This is a genomic window from Pedobacter sp. (assembly GCF_031119335.1).
In the GTDB taxonomy this organism is placed as follows: domain Bacteria; phylum Bacteroidota; class Bacteroidia; order Sphingobacteriales; family Sphingobacteriaceae; genus Pedobacter.
Genome location: NZ_JAVHXT010000003.1, coordinates 345,658 through 370,263, shown reverse-complemented (window position 1 = coordinate 370,263; position 24,606 = coordinate 345,658). Strand labels below are relative to the sequence as shown.

Below are 24,606 nucleotides of genomic sequence, written 5' to 3'. Positions count from 1 at the left end.
ATTTCGTCATTGCGAGGTACGAAGCAATCTTACAACATTAGGTATAGTCAACTATCACTTTGAGATTGCTTCGTACCTCGCAATGACGCCGCCGATAAAAAAGTTGTCTTAAAACCTCTTCCTCATCGTCAAATGTTTTTTCCCAAACTTAGCACCAGTAGCTTCGTGTAACGACAACATCTTATCATTAAAATCTCCCACCCAAGAGAGTTCAAGCTCTTTATACTGATTTTTAGGCAGTACATGTTCTCCTAACTTAATAAATAAGGCAGATTCCAGGCCGTGCTTTTGAAATTTCTGCTTGGTCCCCATAACCACTGCTCTCATTCTATTTACGCCAATCCAACGCCTGTAAGCAAACTTCAGCTTTTGCCATAAACCCAGCTTTCCATTTAGGTCTTTTATCATTTGGTTCGCATCTGGTATAAGTACGATAAATGAAGCCGGTTCCCCATCTATGTAAGAAAACCAAATTAACTTCTCGTCCATTATTACTTCCATTTGCTTAAAGCTTTCTTGTAGCACTTCTTTTTTGATAGGAACAAAATTTTCAAAATCTTGCCATCCATCATTGTATATTTCCATCAAATCGTTGATGTATTTTTCAGCTTTATTCTTCTTGAAATATTCAAAAGAATAACCTGGTTTAGCCGCTACCCAGTTTGCAATTTTTGTAAATCGTGCCGGAAATGGGATGGTTAAATCTATAATATTAGTGATTTGTTCGTAAGCAGTGTTAAAGCCGTAGTCGCTAAATAATTTATGGTAATAGGGTAGATGATAATTCATACCGTAAGAAGCCGAGTTAAAGCCCTCTACCAATAAGCCCCAAAAGCTATCATTCTCTCCAAAGTTGATTGGTCCTTCTACGGCCTGCATACCTTTTCCTATTAACCAGTCCTTAGCTGTATCAAAAAGGAAGTTGGCAGCAGCTTGGTCATTTGTACATTCAAAGAAACCAATTCCGCCTGTAGGGACTTCATAGCCATAGGCTTTTTTCTCATTTACGAAAGCTGCAATTCTGCCGATAACTTTATTTCGATCATCAACCAAAATCCACCTAATACATTGCCCGTGTTTAAAAAACGGGTTTTGATTAACATCGAATACTTTTTCTACATCTTGGTCTAAGGGTCTGATATAAGCGTTATCGCCTTGATATAACTTATTAACGATATTAAGAAACTGTTGTCTTGTTTTGGTGTTGTTAACTGCTATAGCTTTCATGTGGAGGGCTAAAATAACAAAAGCCTCGGAATTTGGAGGCTTTTGTGGTAATCTTTATGAATTTACTGTTTAATAGTCATCATCATCGTCGTCGTCATAACTGTCGAACGTGTCAATATCATCCAGAGGCATGTCTAAAACATCTTCATCCTCATCTACATTTCTTTCATCTTGGATGTCATCTAATTCTTCATCCGTTTCTTCTTTTTTAGAATTCGGCTTTCCAGCTGGCTTGTTTTGGATAGGTTTTTTCGGTGTTTTCATTACACAAAAAATGTTTAATAGTTCGAAAGTTAAATGCGCTACTTAAAGTTACAAAAATCTTTTTTAAAATAGAAAATAGCTGTGTTTGTTTATTTTTATGAAGCCAAAAATAGGATAAAAACCAGTTTTGGAGAATTTTTTTTAAAAATTTTTCAGCTACTGATAATCAGTGTGATAGGTAGTTTTTAAAATAAAAAAGCGTCCTAATTATGAAAATCGGGACGCTTTTAACACACAAATGAAACCTGAATTGAGATATACTTTTAGGTTAGGTTAAAATAATATCTTTTGTCAATCCTATAAGAACGTTCTCAGAACAAACAAATAATGTTTGCTTAATTTCTTATAACAAGTTTAATACAAAAAATACGAATGGGTGTACCTATTTAGTGAATGGTATAAATATTTGAGTAAACGGTAGATTGTTACGTAAACGGTACTGTAATGGATACAGTTGTGCCCGATTTTCCGTTCTGTTTTATATCCAGATGTATAGCTTTTGCTTCAATTCTATTCAAAAGGTTGATGCGTTCTTTGGTTAACATCATTCCCTTGCTTTGATGACCATCTTTTTTGCTAGCCAAAGAGTTGTCTATACCTATACCGTCGTCGGTAATGGTAATAAGCAGATTGTCAGTTTTTTTACCAATTTGTATAGTAACCTTGCCACCATCTTCTTTTGGCATAATGCCATGCCAAATTGCATTTTCGATAAATGGTTGCAGAAGCATTGATGGAATACGGGTTTCATCTGTATCTATTGCTGTATCGATGTTGATTTCGAACTGAAATTTCTCTCCAAAGCGGTTTTTCTCTAGGCTTAGATATAAATTGAGGTAATTGATTTCCTCTTCCAAAGAAATGTAGCTCTGTGTGCATATTTCTAGATTTGTCCTGATAAGTCTTGCAAAGCCAGTAAGTACTTTATTGGCCGAGCTGGTGTTTTTTGTGTTGATAAAATGCTGTATAGAATTCATTACATTAAAAACAAAATGGGGGTTCATCATAGCTTGTAAAGCTTGTTGTTCTAACATTAGAATTTTGTTTTTAAGTAATAACTGCTCTTGCTCTTTATTTTTTTGTCTTTTGGTGATGCTCACGCCAATTAAATAAATGAGATAACCGCCAACAGCCAAAACGGCTGCAATGAACCACCAAGTTTGGTAAAAGCGTTTCTCTAGGTTTAGTTTAACTTTGGCTGGCTCGCTCCAATCGCTATTTTGACTTTTTGCACTGATTTCAAAAATATACTCTCCAGGTTCTAAAGAGGATAACTCTAACTTACGATTTTTGGTTTCTATCCAACTTCCATTACTTTTTAAACGGTACCGGTAAGTGATATTTCTGTTTTTAAAGTCAATAGCGCTGTAATTGATTGTTAAATTTTGTTCGTTAGGAGCTAAATTGAAACTGCGTTTATTTAGGTCTAATGTGGTCTTATTTTTTAGAATAGAATTGATATAGATTTTAGGTGGCTCGCTATGCTGCAACGATTGATTGTATGCGAAGTAAACCAAACCATTGTTGGTAGCAAAATATGCAGTGTCTTTGTCTATATATAGGTCGTTTAAATCATCAGAAAGTACGCCGCTTACGTCGTCGAAATTGCTAATGTTTACTTCACCATTTTTAATTGCAATTCTGTTGATACCCGTATTGCTTATTGCCCATAGGTAATGGCCACGTACAAAAAGTTTATTGATAATGTTATTGTTCAGTCCCTTTTTGTGATTAAGAATGTGCGTAATTTTTCCATCTCTTAAAATGACGATGCCATAACCGTCGGTTGCCATGGCCATGCTGCCATCCGCCAGTTGGCGTATATCGTTTATCCTTTTGGTTAATATTGGATATTTTTGGTAATGCTTGTTGAGTTTATTGTGGTTAAATTCTGATAGTCCGCTTAGGTTAGAAAACCACAGATTTTGTTCCTTGTCGTAAAATACGCGGTAGGAGCGGTCTTTGAAGAAATCTTCGAGCTCCTTGTATTTTAGTGAGGAAAAGGCGAGTTCATCCCGATCGTTTATAATTACTACACCAGAGGACAAAGAAAGCGTAAGTTTAGATGTGCTATCTATGGTGAAGTTTTTTACCACAAACATGTGATTGTTAACTTCTCGAAGAAATTTAAAATTGGCCGCCTTAGGATAACTGCTGTTTACAGAGCCCAAACCGTAGTCGGAAGCAAAAAATATCCGGTTGTTTTTTTTATCGGATACCAACTGTTTGATAAGGTTGTAATTGCCAGGGTTGGGAAGCTTGATCTGCTCAATCTTCTTACTTTTTAAATCGAGAATGTTGATAATTCCATTGGTACTTCCCATCCACAAGCGGTTATTTTTATCTTTAACGATACTTTTTATCGTGGCATTGGTTAGTCCGTTTTGTTTGGTAAAGGTATACAGCTGATCTTTGATTTTTGGTAGTTTATAGATGCCATTTTTTGTTGTAAACCATAAATTTCCTTCATTGTCACGTACAGATTGGTTGACACTGATACCGTTCAGAAAGTTTTTTTCTCCAGTGCCATCAAGATTTATTCCTTTAACACCATTCTGATTGGTGAACCATAATTTTTTCTCTCCAAGTAAAATATAACCAATATCAGAGCCTAACAATTTTGGGTCTAGTTTCAAAATTTCCCTAGTTGTACCGTTACGTGTAGTGTTTAGGCCTTGTTGGTTTAAAAAATAAAGATTGCTATCGGTTTGGTTAATTGTTTTATACGAAATGGGTGAGATGTTGTTCTTAGACATGATGAAATGTCCGTTTGAAAAAATAAAATTGGCAGAGTTGTTTACTGCACGGATATTTTTTTGTTGGTCTTCGTAGATAAACACATTTTGATATTTGTGTGTGATGCTGTTTGAAACAATCTTGGTTGTTTTGCCGCCGTCCCAAAGACCAATTACATTATTATTGGTGCCAAACCATAATCTGCCTTTGCTGTCTTCCAAAAAAGACACTACTACACCGTTAAAGTTTAGTTCCTTTAAAGATGGATTGTTTTTTTCGTTGTGTACCTTACCATCCAAAAAGTAGCTTAGCTGACCGTTAAGTGCCATAAACCAAATTCTGCCCCTACTATCTTGCCTTAGCTGCAAAATCTGATTGTCGGGCAAACCATCATCTACCGAGAAATTTTCAAAAACACTACCGTCAAATCTACTTACTCCGGCATCTGTAGCAATCCAGATAAAGCCTTTTTGATCTTGTAAAGTATAGTAGCAGTTGTTACTTGGTAAGCCATCTTTTATAGTGTAGTGAGGTAGATAAACGCTTTGGGCATAGCTTGTCCCTTGGCAAAAAATCACCCAAAAATAAAAACTTACTATAAGGAATAAACTATTTTTCACTTTGTAGTTGTCCGTAGTTTTTCATCTTTTCAAAAAAATCGCTAGCTCTTCGTCTCGAAACCATAATGTTTTCTCCATTCGAAAGCGATAGCATCAGTCCATTTTTATTGTTGTATTCCTTTACATATTTTAAGTTAACAATGCTCGATTTATGTATCCTCATGAAGCGTTCTTCGGGCAAAATTTCTTCGTAATCTTTAAGTACTTTAGAAACCGTGATCTTTTCGGCATTCTTTAAATGGAAGATAGAGTAGTTGCTATCTGCCTCAATGTGTATAATATCATCTACATCAACCAATCTATAACCTTGCCCGCTAGGTAAGGTGATCCTATTTACACCTTTTTGCTCTTTCAAGTCCTCCTCCAAGTTTTTAAGGCTCAAGTTTCTGGTCAAGGCATTGTTTAATTGCTGGTGCTTTACCGCTTTTTCTACGGCAGCAATTAATTCATCAATATCTATGGGTTTTAGCAAGTAGTCTAGTGCATTTGCTTTAATTGCTTTTAGTGCATATTGATCGTAAGCAGTTGTAAAAATTACAGTGGAGTTAGCTTCTTGTGCCTGTGGAATTAACGAAAATCCATTTTCTCCGGGCATCGCAATATCCAAGAAAATCAGATCAATATCGTGACTTTGTAGTAAGGATCTTGCTTCGCTTACAGACTTTGCTATACCACAAATGTTTACATCAGGACAGTTTTCCTGCAGTAAAAAATATAATGAAGAACGTGCAAATTCCTCATCATCAACAATAATGGTGTTTAGTGCTGCCATGTTTTAGTTTGGCTCAATTTATTAAAAATAACACCAAAAGGGAAAAGAATAATCGTTATTAGCTACAGATAAACAGATTTAATTACAAAATTGGTATTTAAAACCTCGTGTGGCGAAACCTATCTCTTTTACTTCTTAATCTGAAAGCTGTTCAGGAAAATATCTTTGTTCTGCAGACTGTGCCTATCAGGAACAACACAAGACAAGCTATAATAAATGCCATCTACAAAAATAATATTCAAGAAAATAGATTTCTTTTCTTCCTCGTTTTTGCCTTCTGTAGTGTAGCTAATATAGTTTTTATGCTGCTTTATTTTTATTTCCTGCAAATTATAGCCAGCTAAGGTAGTTTGCAAGCCACTTAAAAACTCTTCCGAAAATTCGGATGTAGCAACCAATTTGGCAAAGGCTTTTTCGTCAATCTTTAAGTTTTGTGCAATAAAGCTATAAGTCGCGGTGAAAACTGTATTTGTAGTGTCTTTTAAGGCAAAGGTAGTGCCTGCCGTTTTTGCCGGAGCGCTTGGAAAAGCTACCGTTAAACGATTGGTTATTTTTTGTTTAACCCAATTCTTTTGCGCAAACGTAGCAACGGAAATAAATAGTAAGCAGCAAATTAAAGCGGTTTTTTTCATCATTTTATCTGTTTTTAATTTGCGCTTATATCTTATTTATGAGCAAATTTGTCGGAGTATTTAAGCCTAAGTCTTCGACAAGCTCAGACTGACACTAAAAAATAGACCGCTTGCTAGGCTTGTAATAAAAGTCCCTTTTAGAGCCAGTCCCGATTTTTCGGGAGGATTTAGGGGTTAATAAGTAATCACCTGCTCTTCTAGTTCGGCTGGCAGTTCTCTGTAATTATATTTTTGGCCACGTAGTTGCGGCTCAAAACCAGCTTCTTTAATGGCAGTTTGTATACCGTTTGCCGTAAAACGATGTGGCGCACCAGCAGCAGAAACCACATTTTCTTCAATCATGATAGAACCAAAATCATTAGCGCCAGCGTGTAAACACAATTGTGCTACCGCTTTACCAACCGTTAACCAACTTGCCTGAATGTTTTTTACATTTGGGAGCATGATACGGCTCAACGCAATCATACGTACATACTCATCGCCAGTTACATTGTTGCTAATTCCACGTAAACGTTTTAATAAGGTTCCATCATCCTGAAACGGCCAAGGAATAAATGCCAAGAAACCATTTGCTTCGGCAGGTTTTTCACTTTGCACTTCACGTATCCAAACCAAATGCTCAAAACGTTCTTCAATAGTCTCCACGTGACCAAACATCATTGTTGCAGAGGTGGTAATGTCTAATTGGTGACAAGCACGCATTACATCTAACCACTCTTGTCCACCGCACTTACCTTTAGAAATTAGTCTTCTTACACGGTCGTTCAAAATTTCTGCACCGGCGCCAGGCAAGCTATCCATTCCAGCTTCTTTTAATGCCCTTAATACTTCGGTGTGAGATAAGCCTTCAATTTTAGCTACGTGAGCAATTTCTGGTGGGCCTAAAGCGTGCAATTTTAAATCCGGATAAAGTTCTTTTAGCTGCTTAAATAAGTTGGCATAAAACTCCAAACCTAAGTCTGGATGATGTCCGCCTTGCAGTAAAAGTTGGTCGCCACCTAAACGGAAAGTCTCCTCAATTTTAACTTTGTAAGTCTCAATATCGGTAATATAGCTTTCATCGTGACCTGGGCGTCGAAAGAAATTACAGAATTTACAATTGGCAATACAAACGTTAGTGGTATTCACATTACGGTCAATTTGCCAAGTTACCTTACCGCTCGGCACCTGTATTTTTCTTAGCTCATTCGCTGTGTAAGCCAATTCGGCTGTACTTGCGTTGTGATATAAAAAAATACCTTCTTCCTTAGTTAAAAAGTCAAAATTTAACGCTCGTTGCAGTAATTCTCCTGTATTCATGGTGTAAAGGTAAAAAATAAAACCCCTAAATCCCCTAAAGGGGGACTTGTTTACAGTGCTGATTAACAAATTTTAACTTCTAAATTATATTGTTGATTGGCTATTCTCGTTGATTTTTAATTTGAAAAGCAAATCCAGTGCTAATTGGTTAGGGTAGTCTTGCTCTACGCTGTTTTCGCCTTGTCATTTAGAGGAACGAGGAATCTGTTTTAGAATTGCAAGGACTTACAGATACCTCACTGTGTTCAGGATGACAAAAAGTAATTCGACTTCAATCGGGTTAGGGAATATAAAACTGTACGTAAACATGTTATTATGCCTAGACTTACGATAGTTTACTTTGATGTTTTTGTTGTGCTAGATGGTAAAGTTGAGGGCTTCGCCGTTTCAAAACTTCGTAAGTTTTAGCATTTCGGCCTAATTATTCAGGAAACGATTATATTTCTTTGCGTTAAATAAACCGCAAAGGTTTTGGAAGTTTTCGCAAAGTCACGCAAAGAAATTTATGCTCTTAGCCTTATCTCTCTTAATTCCATAATGTTTAAAAAACAAATTACTTGCTATCCGTATCTTCGGTTTCTTCCAGTTTACCATCTTTATTACGTTTCAGCTTTACAATTGGTTTTTCTTGCGTACCTGTAACACTTAATGGAATACCAATTAATCCAAATGGAGGTAAGCCTAAACGGCCTTTTAAATTCAAACGACCATCTAAACTTACTTGGCCTTCAAAACGTGGCCTAAAACCAGCGATTTTCATTTTGGTACGCTCAATCGTCAAGATGTTGTTTTTGATAGTTGTTTTAACCACTACATCTTTCAAATTCGGATTGGTTAAGCTATCTCTCTTCGTTTCTTTACTCACTGCGTTCATCATTTTGAAACCAGCCAATTTCACATCTTTTAAAGTCAAAGTGCCGCCGCCTTTTACCGATGGTAATACAGGAAACATTTCATCATTCAGTCTGCCAGTTAATTGGTAATCTAAACCAACAATACCTTTCACTTTCGATGCCGAAGTAGCCATTTCTCTAAACAATTTGATTTCTTTATACGCTTTGGCGATATCAAATTCTTTTGCATTTAGCTTAAAATCGAAGTTTGCAGCGGTTGGACTGGTGCTTTGGTAGCTCGCATCCATCAGCACTTTTGCTCCAACTAAGTCAAAGCCAGTTTGCGATAAAGTAAGCTTACCATTGTTAATGGTCATTTTGCCCTTTGCATTTTTAAGATTAAGTCCGTTATACTCCACATCGTTGGCATTGGCGGCAAAAGTCACATTCAGGTTAGCTGGAATAATGATGACACCTTTAGCTGTTGAACTGCTAGTTGATGCGGTGGTATCGCCAGCGTAGGCCATAAATTCATCGGCTACAATTTTATTGCTGTGCAGTACAAAACTACCCGTAAGTTTCTCTCTTTCATCAAAAACAAAATTTACATAGTTGTTCAAGTTTCCATTCAATTTAAAATCCGAACCTCCGTAAGAGGCATTAAACTCATCAAATTTTAAAGCAGACGATGTGAACGAGAACTTACCATTTTTAATGATAAATGCATTAGGGAACATATCTGTTAGGATATTTAAATCCTTAATACTCATAAAACCTTTGTTCTGTAAACGACCATATCTACCCGCCATGGCATCGCTCTGTAAACCTTTAAAGTTTACATTGGTGTAAATTAAGCCTTTAACTTGGTAGCCTGGAACTGCGAACAGTTTGTACAGCTTTCCAATATCTAAAGTCCCTCTAGAAGCAATATCGTACGATACATTTTCTAAATTGCTCACATTGGCTTTTAGCAAAAATGGCTGACCAGACATCTCAAAAGAAATAGGTTTGATGTTCAATAAAGTGCCCTTTAAACTCCCGTTTTTGTTGGTAATTGCGGCATCAATATCAATCTTTTCTAAAGCTTCGCTAAAATGAGCAGTTTTGATATAACCTCTATCCAATTTAATCAAAGCATTGGTCACAGGGAAAAGTTTTTGAGCTTTATCATAAGAACCTTTACTGGTTACATCAACAGCTAATTTTCCATTTAAAATCAATCCCTTAACAGGGTAGAAATTTTTGATTTCTGCAAAATTAATAGCAGTTTTCAGACCTAAATCTACCGTGATATAGTTAATGGTTTGCAGTTTCAAATAACCTTTAATGTAGTTCGACATCGCATTGATATCGATATTACTGATTTCCAGTTTGGTGTTTTTATAATCGCCATTAACATTGTTGCCTACAAAATCGAAGTTAATTTTATCGATAGGGGAAGGGAGCGAAGCATATTTAAAATAACCATTGCTCAATTTAATTTTTGCGTCAAAAGTAGGTACGGTAGCAATAACAGTATCCACCTTCCTCACACCACTCTTTACAACCTTTGTACTGTATTTTCCATCAGCATTTACGCTCATTACCAGCCTTCCTTTAATATTTAGACTATCCATGTTTACCACTTTTGCCCATTTCTCTAAATCGATGTTAGAACGGGTTTTGGTATAGATTTGTGGTTCTTTCAAACCTTTAATTTTGGTCACTGAAGCTAAATAGTCGTTGCCGATATTGAAATACAAGCTATCCATATTCAAATCCAAACTATCTGGATTTAAGCTTGGGATTTTGGTTTGTAGGTTTAGGAACAAGTTTTTGATGGCCTCTGGAGCATTTGGATTTTTAATTTCACCATCACGAACCTTCATATTGAAAGTTAAGCTAGGCATCGTATTGCTCTCTGCAATGTATTTGCCAATTAGCGAAGCATCTATCTCTGCATAGCCTTTAACTTTGGTTTTTTCTAATTTTTCGGCAATTTCGGCAGGTAACGCAGTAAACATATTCTGTAAATCGGTTTCCTTAGCCTGCGTCTTAAAATCCATGTCGTAACCATCTTTTAAGAAAGAGAAACGGCCTACAAAGCGAATAGGTAAAGAGTTTATTTTAATGTCGTTTTCATCGAACAGCAAATCCAAAGAGTTGGTATTGATTTTGGTGATGAGCTTGGCATTTAATTCTTTGTGCAGCAGGTATGGCGTGCCAGCGTAATAAATATCGGCATCTTTAATAGAAAGTTTACTCTTTAAATCAAAAATCGCCTTGCTTAAATCTCCGGTACCGCTATAGTTCACGCCTTTTGCATCAATCATCATCGGGATCGATTTATCGTTGTAAACTAAATCGCTGTTTTTAATATAGATACCTTCTATTTTGATAGCTGTACTAGCAGTATCTGTGGTTTTCTTGCCATCGTCTTTACTTTCGTATACATTATAATTGGCATGGCCTTGCTCATCAGAAAGAATGTTAATTTTGGCATTATCTAAGTAAAATTCATCAACCTTGATTTGGTCGCCAAATAGCGAAAACAAATTGATACCCAAACCCATCTGCTTGGCATAAATTAAAGTATCGTTTTTAAAAGGTGCTGAACCCTTAAGCAGAAATTCATCTAAATTTAGCGTTAGCGAAGGAAAGTGTGTAAAAAACGAAAGTCCAGTTCCCTTAAAACTAACTTCTCCCTTTATATTCTGATTAATCGTTTTGGTGATTTGTTGGTTAATGGTTTTTGGGATAAGAAAGGGAATGATGAACAAAAGCGCTATCAAAGAGGCAATACTGATGCCCAGAATTTTAAAAAACTTCTTCAAGATGGTAAGATTTAAATGGCGTTTGGTACAAAGATACGTTGTATAGCCATTGTTGAACCTATTTCTAACATATTTTAACAAAAGCTGAACAAACATTGCATTGTAAGTTTGGTACAGCCTTTTAAAAGCTAAAATTACAACTCAATATTTTGTGCAATAAGTAGCGCTTTTTTAAATTCTAATCGTGCTTTAATTTAAGCGTTTGCTCATTGTCATAAGTTATTAAAACCACAACTAGCAGTTGTTGTTATATACATCGTGATGATAGTATTACTTACATTTGTGAGTGTTCAACTTTTAGAACAATTAGGTTATAAGTTGTTATGGAATTTTTGCTGAAATTTAAGCTGAGTGATCATCTGTATCTACGGGATCCGGAAAGTAGCGAACTGGGAAAGTCAATTGTTAGCAACGCAATTGACTTAATTGATGACGTGGGCTTTGAGCGTTTCACCTTCAAAAAACTAGCACAAAAGATAGATTCTACAGAAACTACTATTTATCGTTATTTTTCTTCTAAACACAAGCTGCTGACTTATATCCTTAATTGGTACTGGAACTATTTAGAATTTGTGGCAAAAATGCGTTTGCAGCAAATAACTGATAGTACTGCAAAACTTAAGCTGATCTTAGAAATTATTACGCACAGTGATGGCTACAGTTCAGAAATGCAAGAGTATGATTTACAGAAACTGCATCGTATCGTGATATCAGAAAGCAGTAAATCTTACTTGGTAAAAGAAGTGGATGAAATTAACAAAGAGCTTGTGTTTAATCCGCTTAAGAGTTTGTGCCAATTTATAGGGGAGATCGTTTTGGAAATCAACCCGAAATTTGCTTATCCCAAATCGTTGTCTAGCACGTTGATGGAAACGGCACACGATCAACAGTTTTTTAGTGAACATTTACCTAAACTTACAGACAATAAAAGTAGAACGCAGCATAAAACTTATGTATTGGCATATCTAAATGCTTTGGCTTTCTCAGTAATTAAATAATATGGCACAAAATCAAGATTATACAAAAAGTAGTAAGGCGTTATTTAAATACATCACCAAAGAAAAGAAAGATGTAACTGCTATTTATGTTTATGCCATATTAAGTGGCTTGGTGCAATTAAGTATCCCCTTGGGCATACAGGCAATTGTAAGCTTTGTAATGGGGGCTACCATGGTTACATCACTGTATTTACTGATTGGTTTTGTGGTGTTAGGTACTTTTTTAGCTGGTTTTTTCAGAATTAAGGTGATGCAGATTATTGAGAAAATTCAGCAGAAAATCTTTGTAGAATACGCTATTGCCTTTGCGGAAAAGCTCCCGAATATCAATTTATCGGCCACTAAAAAATACTATTTGCCAGAGCTGGTGAACCGTTTCTTCGAAGCACCAAATCTGCAAAAAGGAATTTCAAAGATATTGCTCGAAATTCCAACTGCGCTTATCCAAATTGTTTTTGGAATACTTCTACTTTCGTTCTATCACCCTTGGTTTTTAGTTTTTGGCGGAATCGTAATTATCATTGTAGTGCTCATTTTCCGTTATACGATGGACTCGGGCATTCAATCTAGTGTGGAAGAAAGTGATAAAAAATATGAGGTAGCTTCTTGGTTGGAGGATATCGCTGGTGCTATCAAAACCTTCAAAATTAATTCTAAAACCGAACTTCACCTTGCCGGTACCGATGAGCGAGTGGTGAAATATTTAGATCATCGTACTTCGCATTTTAAGGTGTTGGAATTTCAATACAAGGCAATTATCGGCTTTAAAGTAATTATGACATTGGTGATGCTTGCCATTGGGACCTACTTGCTCGTTACCCAACAACTAAACATTGGTGCTTTTATCGCTACCGAAATTGTGGTACTTACCATGATGACCGCTGTTGAAAAGCTGATTAAAAGCTTGGAAAGTTATTATGATGTAATTGCATCGTTAGTGAAACTGGAAAAAGTAACAGAACTTACCGACGAACATAACGCTGACATTGTGTTGGAGCAAAAAAATGGTGGAATGGAAGTAGGTTTTAAAGATGTAAGTTTTTCATTTAACGATAATAAAGACATACTGTCGAGCTTGAATTTCAATATACAACCTAATACCCTAACGGTGATATCTGGCAAGTTGGGCGCTGGTAAATCATTGCTTTTAAATATGATGGCTGGATTTTATGATCCAACTTCTGGAGCAATTTTGTTCGACAAGGTTCCGCTTAAGAACTTGGATAAAATATCGTTAAGAAATTTGATAGGCCTTTATATGGAAGATATGCAAATTATAAAAGGTACACTGCAAGACAATATTTTATTAGGTAGGAAGGATGTAAACACAGAAGATATCCTAGAATTATCAGAATTGATTGGCATAGAACATTTATCAAGTCAATTTACCAATGGATTTTATACTGAACTAAGTGAGACAGATACCGAAATTTCATTTAGTTCGAAAAAGAAAATATTGTTGTTGAGAGCACTTTTGGGCAATCATCGTTTACTACTTTTAGAAGATCCATTAGATGGTATGAATGCTGAATTTAAGTTGAAGATGATCGAATACTTACAAGAAATTAAGAAGAAAGCAACGGTAATTATCGTGTCGGATGCTAGTGAGATTATGAATATAGCAGACCAAGAGCTACATCTTCAAAATGGTAGAGTAACCAGCAATTAACCTAAGCAGATTAAGAAATGAAGTTAAAATCTATCGATAACATTTATCATATTAATAGAGACTCACGAGTAAAAAGGTGGTTTTTTATCTTTTTAGGTTTTTGTGTGGTGGTGCTCTTTTTACCTTGGACCCAAAATATCAAGGTAAGGGGAAACGTGAGTACGCTCTACCAAGATCAACGTCCACAGCAACTTAATTCGCCTATTCCGGGTAAGATTATAAAATGGTACGTAAAAAATGGTGATTACGTTAACAAAGGAGATACCATTTTACAACTGACAGAGGTAAAGGACGATTACCTAGATCCACTTTTGTTAGAACGCACCCAAGAACAAGTGAAAGCAAAAAGGGGCGTAAGAAGTTACTACGAAGCCAAAGTTGGGGCAACGGACAGTCAGCTGAGTGCGCTTAATGCGGCTAGAGATTTGAAACTGAGCCAACTGAAGGTGAAGATCAGTCAGTTAAATAATAAACTAGCAGCAGAAGAAGCAGAACTTTTGGCTGCGGATAATGAACTGAAGTTAAGTGAAGATCAATACAATCGCCAGAAAAAGATGTACGACGATGGTTTGGTGTCGCTTACACAATTTCAACAACGTAACGTGAGTTATCAAAATGCAGTGGCTAAAAAAACTGCGGCACAAAATAAGTTGGCGCAAACCAGGCAGGAAATTGTAGCAACTAACATAGAACAGAACGCTACCATACAAGATTACACCGAAAAATTAAGCAAAACTCAAGGCGAACGTTACCAAAGCATGGGGCAGATTGAAGGCAGCACTGGAGATATTGCCAAGCTCGAAAATCAGGCGGCAAATTACCAAGCTAGGAGAGGTTTGTATTATGTGGTGGCATCACAAGATGGGCAGGTGGTACAGCTCAACAAAGCTGGTATTGGCGAAATTTTGAAAGAAACCGAAAGCATTGGCACCATTGTGCCCAAAAAGGTAGATTACGCAGTAGAGATTTATGTAAAACCTGTGGATTTGCCATTGCTTAAAGAAGGGCAACGGGTAATGTGTATTTTCGACGGCTTCCCTGCCATTGTATTTTCTGGTTGGCCAAATACCAGTTACGGAACTTTTACTGGAAGAGTAGTAGCCATAGAAAATAACATTAGCGTTAATGGTTTATTTAAAGCGTTGGTGGTAGAAGATAAAACGCAAAAACCGTGGCCGCCACAAATAAAAATGGGCGCTGGTGTGCAAGGCATCGCTATTTTAAATGATGTGCCTATTTGGTACGAGCTATGGCGAAACATTAACGGTTTCCCACCCGACTATTACATCGCCAAAACTGAAACAACTACCAAATAGAAATGAAAATGCGATATAGATTTGTCTTAGTTTTCTTAATGATTTGCGTTGTTCAGCCAGTTTTTGGACAAGATACCCTGCGGCTTTCGCATCAGGAGTTTTTAGCTGCCGTTAAAAGCTACCATCCATTAGCGTTCAAATATCGACTGCAAAATGAAATAGCGAGGGCAGAAATCCAAAGAGCTAGAGGTAATTTTGATCCGGTAGTTGAAGGTAAAAAAGGTGAAAAAACTATTGATGGCATCGATTACTACAAAGAAACAAACATTGGCTTGGGTATTCCTACTTGGTATGGCATAGAATTAAATGGCAGTTATAACTATATCGACGGACAAAAGCTGAATAACAGCGATACCCGTGGTGGTCTATACCAATTTGGATTAACGGTTCCGCTAGCTAAAAATCTGGTTTACGATAGGCGAAGAGCGTTGCTAGACCAGGCGAGAATTGGCTTGCAGATGACCGAGGCCGAACAACTTGTGCTCACCAACGATTTGCTTTTGGCCGCCGATAATGCTTACTGGAATTGGGTAAAAGAGTACGAAATTTTCTTGCTACAAAGTAGGGCGGTAACTATCAACCAAGATCGTTTAGCACTCACCAGAAAAACCTACCAATACGGCGAACGTGCAGCTATTGATACCACAGAAGCATTATCACAATTACAAAGTTTCGAGCTAGAGCAAAAAGATGCTTACCTGCAATTTGTGAAAGCTACTCAAGAACTGTCTTTGTTTTTATGGAAAGAGAACCAACAACCTTACGATATTTTGGAAGGTATTTTACCAAGCGAAACCTTGATGGGCAATGTGGCTTACCAAGATTATGCGCAATTACTGGCTCAGCTAAGCAACCAACCTTTGGCTAACCACGCATCGGTGATGTTCTACCTGCGAAAGCAAGATTTTTTAGAAAGCGAACGTCGGCTTAAATTTCAGAGCTTTTTGCCCAAATTAGATTTAACCTACAATTTCTTTAATAAGGAAAATTACAGATCTGAGTTTTTTCCGCTGTTTCAAAACAACTATCAATACGGTTTAAAATTAGAAATACCCATCTTTTTAAGGCAGGCCAGGGGCGATTATCGCATTGCGAAAAATAAAGTGCAACAAAACCTTTTAGATATCGATTACAAAAGACAGGAAATTAACACTAAGTTGAATACCTATAAAAACGAGGTACTCAACTATCGCAACCAGATAGATATCGCTACGCAAAATATTGATAACTACGAGCGCTTGGTAAAGGCAGAAGAAGCCAAGTACAACGCTGGAGAAAGTTCTTTGTTCTTGATCAATAGCAGAGAAAATAAGTTGATTGATGCACAGGAGAAGATTTTAGAATTGCGTTTGAAGTTCATTAAAGGTTACAATCAGCTTAAATGGCTGAACGAGAATTTTATGCAGTAATTGCTTATAGGTTAGCGCCTACTTTGCATATTTCCAAAACCTACTTTTTCCTTCTGATATCCATTGAATGGCCTCGGCAATTCGCTTGTCTCTTGTTGCTTCGGTTTTGGCGTCTACAATCCAAGTGATATAGTCTTTTCTAAAAGAGGGAGATTTGCTTTCGAATATTTCTTTGGCCACGGGATCCATTGCTAAGCACTCGGCAAAGTATGCTGGCATTTCTACCACCGTAGGCTTCTCCGATTTTTGAGTAGGAACTTTAATTCCTTTCTCGTTTAAAATCATCGCTTCTTTAAGTAATGCAACAAATTCATCATCGGGTGGTAAATCTGCCAAGCTTGTAATTTTGCCCAGAAATCTATCTGCAGGTTTAAGATTTTTGCTGTTCTTTAGTCGCTTGTCGCTCATCAGCTCTGCTTTAATAAAGGTAAAAGAGCAATGCTTTTTATAAGCAGCTAGCACAAACATAAAATCGCCTTTGTAATCTAAATGCGGATATCCCCATTTGATGGCTTCTACAATTTGCGGGCAATGCTGGTGCGCTAGTTTACGCCAATGCGCTAATATTGGTTTTGCAAAGTCCTCCGCATTTGCAATGTAGGTGTCTACTTTAAGGTCGAAATTATTCATCTGGTAGTTTTTAGATATGCTGTAAAATAGCTAAATGTTCCTTTTTTTACTTTCTATGGCTATGAATTCTGGCAAATAATCGGGTGTACAACCTTTCGACACCATTTCCCCTTTGTAAAGCCCCGTTTTTTCACCAATGGCAATACAGCGTGCTCTGTATTTTTTGTCGTAAACGCCAACCCAACCAGCAAGAAAATTCATTGCCCATTGCACCTCTGGTTCTTCTTTAGCTATCTTGGCTTCAATGGTGCTTATTAAGTGTTCCGTGTTGTCTGGTGGTGTTTGGCCAACCCATCTTAACCTTGCTTGGTGATACCAAAAAACTCGCCTTTGCAATGCAGAGGAGCTGTTTTCCCAAGAACCAATGAGTGCCGTTGTTTTCTTATCTTTTGTTAGTTGATTAGCCATTAGCCAATCCACTAACTGGTTACGTTCGTCTAAAGGATGCGTTTGCATATCCTCGTCTAGTTGGTTAATCAGCTCTTCAGATAGTAACTTGCTGTCCATAATTAAGATGGCCAACTGTCTGGGTAGCAGTTTTCCAAATGACCAAAGTACCATTGCCAGTTCATGATCCTTTTTTAGTTCCTTCGCAAGCTTCCGTAAATCGCCTAGCTTGGTTTTACTATCAATTTGATTTAAGATATTTTCTGCTCTTGTATCTAGTTTCATGTCTTTGTAGCGATTGTATGGTATCCATTGTTAAAAGCCTAAAATTGCAACGTAGTGTTACGCTTAATCCTAACGGTTTGCAGGCTTAAGTTGAGCCTAAATCTCAAGTTTTCTAAATATAGTTGGAAGTTTTTGAAAATTTTTACTTTCCATCATCTCATTCGCTATTTATACCAATAATCTTATGAAGACTTTTGACTTGCGTATGTGTAAACCTCGATAATTCTACTATTGTGGCCAAGTAAGGTATGTATGTGCCACAAGCCGGTGTCAATTTCCAATAAGTGCATAGTATCACTTAACGAAGCAATTCCATCTTTTGAAGTGTGCTGCTCCATTTGACATCTTTTAGTGTTATAAAGCGAGAAATCAGTGCTAGGTTGTTGTGAAAATAAATAGGGATATGGTTTTGGATATTATGGCTAATAAGCTTGGCGTTATATATGCTTAGGTAAATATTTGCCCCAATTTAAGAAGTGTTTTCTAAAATAAACCCGATAGTAGTGGGCATCCCGATTTTTCATCGGGATAAAACAAATAGCGGGACTAACATGAATAGTAGCGATAGCCCTTGCTTTTCAAAAAGAACATTTCCGAAACTTTTTAAATGCAAAAAGCAGGGCTACGTTATATAACCCTGCTTTCAAATAAAATCGTAATTCTAAATCGTAAATTCTAGTGGCTTGGTGCTGTCGCATCTACACGTCTAATCTGCGCACCTAGGGCACGTAAACGGGTGTCGATATCTTGGTAGCCACGCTCAATTTGCTCGATATTGTAAATGGTAGATTTACCTTCTGCCGATAAAGCTGCGATTAACAATGATACGCCGGCTCTAATATCAGGTGATGTCATGCTGATACCACGCAAAGCATATTTCTTGTCGATACCATTCACGGTGGCACGGTGTGGATCGCAAAGGATGATTTGAGCACCCATATCTATCAGTTTATCTACAAAGAACAAACGGCTTTCGAACATTTTTTGGTGTATCAAAACGTTTCCTTTCGCCTGTGTAGCAACCACCAATACTATACTGAGTAAATCTGGTGTAAAGCCTGGCCAAGGTGCATCGGCAATGGTCAAGATAGATCCATCAATAAAAGTGTCTATTTGATAGTGCTTTTGCGAAGGCACGTAAATATCGTCGCCACGGCGCTCTAACTTGATCCCCAGTTTTTTGAAAACTTCCGGAATTACGCCCAGTTCATCGTATTGTACGTTTTTAATGGTTATTTCTGATTCGGTCATGGCGGCCAAACCAATAAAAGAACCAATTTCAATCATGTCTGGCAACATTCTGTGTTCGGTACCGCCCAATTTTTTTACACCTTCAATAGATAAAAGGTTAGAGCCAATACCGCTAATTTTCGCTCCCATTCTGTTTAGCATTTTACATAGCTGCTGTAAATAGGGCTCGCAAGCTGCGTTATAAATGGTAGTAGTGCCTTTGGCCAACACGGCCGCCATTACTATATTAGCTGTTCCAGTAACAGATGCTTCGTCCAATAAAATGTAGGTTCCCTGCAAATTAGTTGCATCTACATTGAAAAACTCTTTCTTTTGATCGTAAACAAATTTTGCGCCTAGTTTTTCGAAGCCTAAAAAGTGCGTATCTAAACGGCGGCGACCAATTTTATCACCTCCAGGTTTTGGAATAGCAGCTTTACCGAAACGTGCCAAAAGTGGTCCTACAATCATGATAGAACCTCTTAAACCGCCACCTTTTGCTTTAAAAACGTCAGAAGAGAAGAAATCTAGGTTGATATTCTTCGCTTCGAAAGTGTAAGTGTCTTTGTTAATACGTTCTACCGTTACGCCTAAATCGCCTAATAATTCAATCAGTTTGTTTACATCCTTAATATCTGGGATATTGCTGATGGTAATTTTTTCTTCGGTAAGCAATACTGCCGATAAAATCTGTAAAGCTTCATTCTTGGCACCTTGAGGGGTAATTTCACCTTTCAATTTCTTGCCGCCTATAATTTCAAATGCGTTCATTCTATTTTGGTTTTTGCCTTGCAATAAAGGTTAATGTCTTTGTTTATTATTACGTTGACGATTGTTGTTGTTCTGACGGTTTTTGTTATTATTTTGGCGGTTTTTATTGTTCTGCCTATTGTTCTGGTTTCTAAACTCAACCTTTTGCAAGTTTACGTTTTCTTCCAATACCAAAGCACCGCCAGACAGTTCGCTTAAGTTTTTAAGGATCACTTCGTCGGCCACGTTATCTTTGTTCCACTGCACATAAGCCATTTTCATGAAATTGGCAATACCCTGCACCATTGCTTGTTTGCGCTCAGGGTTTTGCTCTTCAATGGCATTGGCAATCATTTTTTCTACCGTTTTGCCGTAGTGTTTGTATTTAATTCTTTGTTGCGGATAACCTATATGCTCTGGCTTAAATTCTTTGCTCTCTGGCGTAGGCTTAGGGTAGGGGCTATCTACATCTATCTGATAATTGGAAATGATATGTAGATGGTCCCAAAGTTTATGCTTAAAATCGGCCACATCACGTAGGTGCGGGTTTAAAAAGCCCATTAAATCGATAACGGCTTGTGCATATTTATTGCGTTCTTCTTTGGTTGGCAAGGTAATAATGTACTTTACCATATTTTGCACATTACGCCCGTATTCTGCCAGAATTAATTCGCTTCTGGTGGTATTATAATCGAAATTCATTTTTTAAATGCTTTGTCTTTTTAAACATTAAGAATTTAAGGTTCATTAAGCTTGTTTTCTTAATTGCTCTTCATTCCTTCATGTTTAAATACTAAATGTAAAATTAATTGTTCTAGATGATTTCAATGCAATCAGTATAATAATTTGAAAATCAATGTTTGCTTTTCATGGCTAATGTAGCCCTGCTGTACACTATTATTCCCGATAAAATCGGGAGATAACCGCTGCCATCAGGTTTATTTAACAAAAGCCTGTTCAAGGTGCTTACCTATTCAAGTTCAACTGAAATAATCTAATTTTCTAAAACCACTATGAAATAATTGAAACAGAAGTTGTAGACTAAGGGAAAACCCTAAACTTCCAAAGATGTTTTCAATTATGAAATTCACCGGAATGGTTTGTTGATGCAAATATAGAGAAAAATTAAATTATTTTTTTTCGTTTAATCTTTGTTTAAAAAAGTTTAGTATTACAAAATGAGTAAATGGCATTAAAAGTATTTGTAAGCCAATTACAAAGATAAGAGGTGTAAAAAAAATCAATATGTCATTTTCTAAATATCCAAAAAAAGAGAAAATGATTGCTAGAGCAATACCGCCAATTCCATATATCAAAATTGATTTTAGATATAAGAAAGGGAAACAAGTGTAAGAAGACTCTCCTTTTATTTTACAAATCAAAACCGCTGCGAATACACTTCTGTAATTATCTTCAATTCTCACTTGAAAGCTGTCTTCATTAAGTCTTTTAACTTGTAGTTCATTCCCATTTTCAAGCCTATATTTTCCAGTTCCTCTGATTGGAATTTCGCGAATACGTCTTATCAAATATTGCTTTTGTTGTTTTAATTTTTCTGTTTTGTAAGCCTTAATCCTTTTAAGCTCTTTGCCTTCTTGCTCTACTTTGTTAATAATAGTAGTTGCATGATTTCGGCTTTTAAGTAATGTTACAGCTGCATGCCGAGCCTCAAAAACAAATGACTTTGAATTTATTGCTATTTCTAATAAATCTTCGTCAGATTTGAATTTGAACTTTTCTATGAATTGATTTTTATTCATTTTTTATGCATTTGTCAATGCATTAACTTTTTTGAAAAAAACAACTACCTAACAATGCGTAACTTCGCAAATTTTAACAATAACTGCTTATTGCCTAAACCTTGGAAAAACACCGTTGCTTTTACATCCGGTAATCTTCCTTCTAGTTGCACAATTTTACCGAAACCAAATTTTTCGTGTTCTACATCCATGCCCATTTGAAACTCGCTTGCAGCACTTGGTGTAAAGCCAGCCGTTGGTACGTGCGCTTTAGGTAAAATGGAAGTAGTAGGTTTGGGCTTAAATGCCGTTTGCTGAGAAGTAGGCTTCGGTTGTAATTCTCTTTGTTGGCTCCAGCTTTTACGTTCAGTATCAAATCCGCCGCTGCTAAAACTAGGTTTAGCAGCTTTAATCGCATCTAACTCTAAATATTTGGGGCTAATCTCATTAATAAAACGACTAGGTTCGCAAGAGGTTAAAGTACCCCAACGGTAACGAGAAGTGGCGTAAGTTAAGGTCAGTTTTTTCTCTGCCCTAGTAATGGCAACGTAGAATAAACGACGTTCTTCCTCCAAATCGGTTCTAGAAGTTAATGACATTTGCGATGGAAACAAATTTTCCTCTAAACCAACTACAAACACATTTTTAAACTCTAAACCTTTAGCCGAGTGTATGGTCATTAACGAAACTGTATCTGCATCTTTGTCCTTGTCTTTATCATCGTTAGTTAACAGGGCTACATCCTGCATGAAAATCGCCAAGCTGCGGTCTTCAATATCTTCACGTTCCGCAAATTCTTTTATACCAGCCAATAACTCTTGGATGTTTTCGTAACGAGCTCTGCCTTCTACGCTATCATCGCTGTGCAGTTCTTTTAAAATACCCGAATGTTGAGCGATGTACAAAGCAGTTTCGTAAGCATCTAACTTTGTAGACTCTGCTGCAAATGCCCTAATCATCATCGCAAAATCGTTCAGTTGGTTAGGTACACGTCCACCTAAATATTGATGCGGATTGCAGATGACCTGCCACATGGTAATACCGTGCTCGTTTGCTGCAACAGCAACTTTTTCTAAGGTAGTATCGCCTAAACCACGACGAGGATAATTGATGACACGTTTCAATGCCTCTTCATCCGCCGGATTAAATGTTAAACGGAAATAGGCAATTAAATCCTTAATCTCCTTACGTTGGTAGAAGGAAAGTCCACCGTAGATTTTATAAGGCACATTGAGTTTACGTAAGGCCTCCTCCATTGCTCTACTTTGTGCATTGGTACGGTAAAGAATGGCGAAATCGGTGTAGTTTAAACCGTTTCCAGTGCGTTCTTGCACAATGGCTTCGGCTACTAATTTACCTTCTTCGTTATCTGTAAAAGCTCTTGATATCTTGATTTTATCGCCCTGCTCATTCGCAGAGAAAACATTTTTCTCTAACTGATTTTTATTATTAGCAATGATGCTATTGGCAACCTCTACAATGTTTTGTGTAGAACGGTAATTTTGCTCCAACTTGTAAACTTTCAAATCTGGATAATCGCGTTCAACATTTAGGATATTCTGAATGTTAGCGCCACGGAAAGCATAAATACTTTGTGCATCATCACCTACTACACATAGGTTTTCGTGTGCTGCAGCCAGTTTTTTTACAATAGTATATTGCGAATGGTTCGTATCCTGGTACTCATCTACCATGATGTATTTAAACTTATGCTGGTATTTGTTCAGTACCTCTGGATGTTTTCTAAGCAATACGTTGGTTTTGAACAACAAATCATCAAAATCCATTGCGCCAGCTTTGTAACAGCGTTTAGCATAAGTTTCGTAAATCTGCCCTAAAAGCGGACGCTTATTGCCAATATCTTCTGCTTGTATAGTTGGATTGTTTACATACTCTGCAACAGAAATCAAATTGTTTTTAGCTTGCGAAATGCGATTGTAGACAATGTTAGCTGCATAAAGTTTATCGTCTAACTGCATTTCTTTAAGGATGGTACGGATTAAACTTTTACAATCATCAGTATCGTAAATGGTGAAATTGCTTGGATAGCCAATTTTCTCTGCTTCTACACGTAAAATTTTTGCAAATACCGAGTGGAAAGTTCCCATCCAAATGCTTTTAGCTTCGGTACCTACCACTTTCTCTATACGCTCACGCATCTCCTTGCTGGCCTTGTTGGTAAAAGTTAATACCAAAATATTGAACGGGTCAACACCTTTTTGTATCAAGTGTGCCACACGGTAGGTAATTACCCTCGTTTTTCCTGAACCTGCACCGGCCACAATCATTACTGGTCCTTCGGTATTCTCTACTGCTGCTCTTTGTTGTGGGTTTAATCCTGCTAAATAATCCAAATCTTTATCCTTGCTTTTAAAGGTTCAAAAATAAGAAATTGTAAGGGGAATTGATGAAATTTGTTGAAAGGTTATGATGTTTGGTTAACTGTTTGAATTGGTTAATAGGTTAATTGTTGAAATCGGTTAACTGAAAATTGCAAATTGAAAACTGTGAACTGTTTACTGCCAAAATAACATCCTTTTGAATTGGGAATAGATTTTGATAAATACTTGTTATGGAAGAAAATAATTTAAACCACAATTTAGATTTCAACGATATACCAGAGGGAAATAACAGCGCCGACATATATGCTAATTTCAAAGAGAAGTTAGAGAACGTACAGACTTTTCCCGGCTTGTATGCTTATAAGTTTATCTTAACAGGTGGTGTAGATAAAATTAAGGAGTTAAGAGCAGTTTTGCCAGAAGAAGAATTTATTGAAACGCCATCTAAAACTGGAAAGTATATTTCTGTTACCGTTAAAAAATGGATGCAAGACGCAGATGCGGTAGTTGATATTTATAAAAAAGTAGGGGAGATTAAAGGGATAATGATGCTTTAAGGGAGTTGAGTATTACCTTTAATACGTACGTCATTGCGAGGCACGAAGCAATCTTAAAGTGATTTGCGGCTAGAGTTGTAAGATTGCTTCGTCGTTCC

19 protein-coding genes are annotated in these 24,606 nt (G+C 36.9%); 5 read left to right on the top strand and 14 right to left on the bottom strand.

What is annotated here, in order from left to right; all coding sequences use genetic code 11:
* Nucleotides 1-108 precede the first annotated feature (108 nt).
* The 7 genes from REI64_RS05480 to REI64_RS05450 all read right to left on the bottom strand — a co-directional run bounded on the left by REI64_RS05480 (nucleotide 109) and on the right by REI64_RS05450 (nucleotide 11,196).
* Nucleotides 109-1,227, bottom strand: coding sequence for a GNAT family N-acetyltransferase (locus tag REI64_RS05480; protein WP_308849098.1), 1,119 nt, complete (start codon nucleotides 1,225-1,227; stop codon nucleotides 109-111).
* A gap of 69 nt (nucleotides 1,228-1,296) precedes the next feature.
* The gene (locus tag REI64_RS05475; RefSeq protein ID WP_308849097.1) at nucleotides 1,297-1,491 is read right to left on the bottom strand and encodes a hypothetical protein; all 195 of its coding nucleotides are present in this window, start codon (nucleotides 1,489-1,491) and stop codon (nucleotides 1,297-1,299) included.
* A gap of 425 nt (nucleotides 1,492-1,916) precedes the next feature.
* Nucleotides 1,917-4,847: a two-component regulator propeller domain-containing protein gene (locus REI64_RS05470; protein WP_308849096.1), complete on the bottom strand. Its 2,931-nt coding sequence runs from the start codon at nucleotides 4,845-4,847 to the stop codon at nucleotides 1,917-1,919.
* Nucleotides 4,837-5,619: a LytTR family DNA-binding domain-containing protein gene (locus tag REI64_RS05465; protein ID WP_308849095.1), complete on the bottom strand. Its 783-nt coding sequence runs from the start codon at nucleotides 5,617-5,619 to the stop codon at nucleotides 4,837-4,839. Before REI64_RS05465 ends, REI64_RS05470 begins: the two co-directional genes overlap by 11 nt.
* 128 nt (nucleotides 5,620-5,747) lie before the next feature.
* Entirely contained in the window at nucleotides 5,748-6,254 is a 507-nt protein-coding gene (locus tag REI64_RS05460; RefSeq protein ID WP_308849094.1) for a hypothetical protein, read from the bottom strand.
* 171 nt (nucleotides 6,255-6,425) lie between these two features.
* Nucleotides 6,426-7,550, bottom strand: coding sequence for a CofH family radical SAM protein (locus tag REI64_RS05455; protein ID WP_308849093.1), 1,125 nt, complete (start codon nucleotides 7,548-7,550; stop codon nucleotides 6,426-6,428).
* Nucleotides 7,551-8,103: 553 nt separating this feature from the next.
* Nucleotides 8,104-11,196, bottom strand: a complete 3,093-nt coding sequence (locus tag REI64_RS05450; RefSeq protein ID WP_308849092.1) for an AsmA family protein — start codon at nucleotides 11,194-11,196, stop codon at nucleotides 8,104-8,106.
* A gap of 323 nt (nucleotides 11,197-11,519) precedes the next feature.
* On the opposite strand from REI64_RS05450, the gene REI64_RS05445 reads away from it, so the two are divergent.
* Genes REI64_RS05445 through REI64_RS05430 form a run of 4 tightly spaced genes read left to right on the top strand, consistent with a single transcriptional unit; the run spans nucleotide 11,520 to nucleotide 16,588 of the window.
* Nucleotides 11,520-12,194: a TetR/AcrR family transcriptional regulator gene (locus REI64_RS05445; RefSeq protein WP_308849091.1), complete on the top strand. Its 675-nt coding sequence runs from the start codon at nucleotides 11,520-11,522 to the stop codon at nucleotides 12,192-12,194.
* 1 nt (nucleotide 12,195) lies between these two features.
* Nucleotides 12,196-13,863 (top strand): ATP-binding cassette domain-containing protein, encoded by a 1,668-nt coding sequence (locus REI64_RS05440; RefSeq protein ID WP_308849090.1) that lies wholly within the window; start codon nucleotides 12,196-12,198, stop codon nucleotides 13,861-13,863.
* Between the two features lie 17 nt (nucleotides 13,864-13,880).
* Nucleotides 13,881-15,179, top strand: coding sequence for an HlyD family efflux transporter periplasmic adaptor subunit (locus tag REI64_RS05435; protein ID WP_308849089.1), 1,299 nt, complete (start codon nucleotides 13,881-13,883; stop codon nucleotides 15,177-15,179).
* An 8-nt stretch (nucleotides 15,180-15,187) separates the two neighbouring features.
* Complete coding sequence (locus REI64_RS05430; protein ID WP_308849088.1) at nucleotides 15,188-16,588, top strand: TolC family protein; 1,401 nt, start codon at nucleotides 15,188-15,190, stop codon at nucleotides 16,586-16,588.
* Between the two features lie 18 nt (nucleotides 16,589-16,606).
* Here REI64_RS05430 and REI64_RS05425 read toward each other — a convergent pair whose 3' ends face one another.
* The 7 genes from REI64_RS05425 to REI64_RS05395 all read right to left on the bottom strand — a co-directional run bounded on the left by REI64_RS05425 (nucleotide 16,607) and on the right by REI64_RS05395 (nucleotide 23,963).
* Entirely contained in the window at nucleotides 16,607-17,218 is a 612-nt protein-coding gene (locus tag REI64_RS05425; RefSeq protein WP_308849087.1) for a YdeI/OmpD-associated family protein, read from the bottom strand.
* 30 nt (nucleotides 17,219-17,248) lie between these two features.
* The gene (locus REI64_RS05420) at nucleotides 17,249-17,890 is read right to left on the bottom strand and encodes a DNA alkylation repair protein (RefSeq protein WP_308849086.1); all 642 of its coding nucleotides are present in this window, start codon (nucleotides 17,888-17,890) and stop codon (nucleotides 17,249-17,251) included.
* A 182-nt stretch (nucleotides 17,891-18,072) separates the two neighbouring features.
* Complete coding sequence (locus REI64_RS05415; RefSeq protein WP_308849085.1) at nucleotides 18,073-18,228, bottom strand: hypothetical protein; 156 nt, start codon at nucleotides 18,226-18,228, stop codon at nucleotides 18,073-18,075.
* Nucleotides 18,229-18,565: 337 nt separating this feature from the next.
* Nucleotides 18,566-19,891: a UDP-N-acetylglucosamine 1-carboxyvinyltransferase gene (gene murA, locus REI64_RS05410; protein ID WP_308849084.1), complete on the bottom strand. Its 1,326-nt coding sequence runs from the start codon at nucleotides 19,889-19,891 to the stop codon at nucleotides 18,566-18,568.
* 30 nt (nucleotides 19,892-19,921) lie between these two features.
* Nucleotides 19,922-20,572: a DUF4290 domain-containing protein gene (locus REI64_RS05405; protein WP_308849083.1), complete on the bottom strand. Its 651-nt coding sequence runs from the start codon at nucleotides 20,570-20,572 to the stop codon at nucleotides 19,922-19,924.
* Between the two features lie 428 nt (nucleotides 20,573-21,000).
* On the bottom strand, nucleotides 21,001-21,630 hold the full coding sequence (locus tag REI64_RS05400; RefSeq protein WP_308849082.1) for a hypothetical protein: 630 nt from the start codon (nucleotides 21,628-21,630) through the stop codon (nucleotides 21,001-21,003).
* Between the two features lie 44 nt (nucleotides 21,631-21,674).
* The gene (locus REI64_RS05395; RefSeq protein WP_308849081.1) at nucleotides 21,675-23,963 is read right to left on the bottom strand and encodes a UvrD-helicase domain-containing protein; all 2,289 of its coding nucleotides are present in this window, start codon (nucleotides 23,961-23,963) and stop codon (nucleotides 21,675-21,677) included.
* A gap of 218 nt (nucleotides 23,964-24,181) precedes the next feature.
* On the opposite strand from REI64_RS05395, the gene REI64_RS05390 reads away from it, so the two are divergent.
* The gene (locus tag REI64_RS05390) at nucleotides 24,182-24,508 is read left to right on the top strand and encodes a DUF493 family protein (RefSeq protein ID WP_308849080.1); all 327 of its coding nucleotides are present in this window, start codon (nucleotides 24,182-24,184) and stop codon (nucleotides 24,506-24,508) included.
* Nucleotides 24,509-24,606: the final 98 nt, after the last annotated feature.

Coding starts and splice junctions, on each gene's coding strand:
- REI64_RS05480 (WP_308849098.1), bottom strand. CDS start 1,227: ATGAAAGCTATAGCAGTTAACAACACCAAAACAAGACAACAGTTTCTT.
- REI64_RS05420 (WP_308849086.1), bottom strand. CDS start 17,890: ATGAAACTAGATACAAGAGCAGAAAATATCTTAAATCAAATTGATAGT.
- REI64_RS05445 (WP_308849091.1), top strand. CDS start 11,520: ATGGAATTTTTGCTGAAATTTAAGCTGAGTGATCATCTGTATCTACGG.
- REI64_RS05425 (WP_308849087.1), bottom strand. CDS start 17,218: ATGAATAATTTCGACCTTAAAGTAGACACCTACATTGCAAATGCGGAG.
- REI64_RS05455 (WP_308849093.1), bottom strand. CDS start 7,550: ATGAATACAGGAGAATTACTGCAACGAGCGTTAAATTTTGACTTTTTA.
- REI64_RS05400 (WP_308849082.1), bottom strand. CDS start 21,630: ATGAATAAAAATCAATTCATAGAAAAGTTCAAATTCAAATCTGACGAA.
- REI64_RS05460 (WP_308849094.1), bottom strand. CDS start 6,254: ATGATGAAAAAAACCGCTTTAATTTGCTGCTTACTATTTATTTCCGTT.
- REI64_RS05440 (WP_308849090.1), top strand. CDS start 12,196: ATGGCACAAAATCAAGATTATACAAAAAGTAGTAAGGCGTTATTTAAA.
- REI64_RS05390 (WP_308849080.1), top strand. CDS start 24,182: ATGGAAGAAAATAATTTAAACCACAATTTAGATTTCAACGATATACCA.
- REI64_RS05475 (WP_308849097.1), bottom strand. CDS start 1,491: ATGAAAACACCGAAAAAACCTATCCAAAACAAGCCAGCTGGAAAGCCG.
- REI64_RS05430 (WP_308849088.1), top strand. CDS start 15,188: ATGCGATATAGATTTGTCTTAGTTTTCTTAATGATTTGCGTTGTTCAG.
- REI64_RS05405 (WP_308849083.1), bottom strand. CDS start 20,572: ATGAATTTCGATTATAATACCACCAGAAGCGAATTAATTCTGGCAGAA.
- murA (WP_308849084.1), bottom strand. CDS start 19,891: ATGAACGCATTTGAAATTATAGGCGGCAAGAAATTGAAAGGTGAAATT.
- REI64_RS05415 (WP_308849085.1), bottom strand. CDS start 18,228: ATGGAGCAGCACACTTCAAAAGATGGAATTGCTTCGTTAAGTGATACT.
- REI64_RS05465 (WP_308849095.1), bottom strand. CDS start 5,619: ATGGCAGCACTAAACACCATTATTGTTGATGATGAGGAATTTGCACGT.
- REI64_RS05435 (WP_308849089.1), top strand. CDS start 13,881: ATGAAGTTAAAATCTATCGATAACATTTATCATATTAATAGAGACTCA.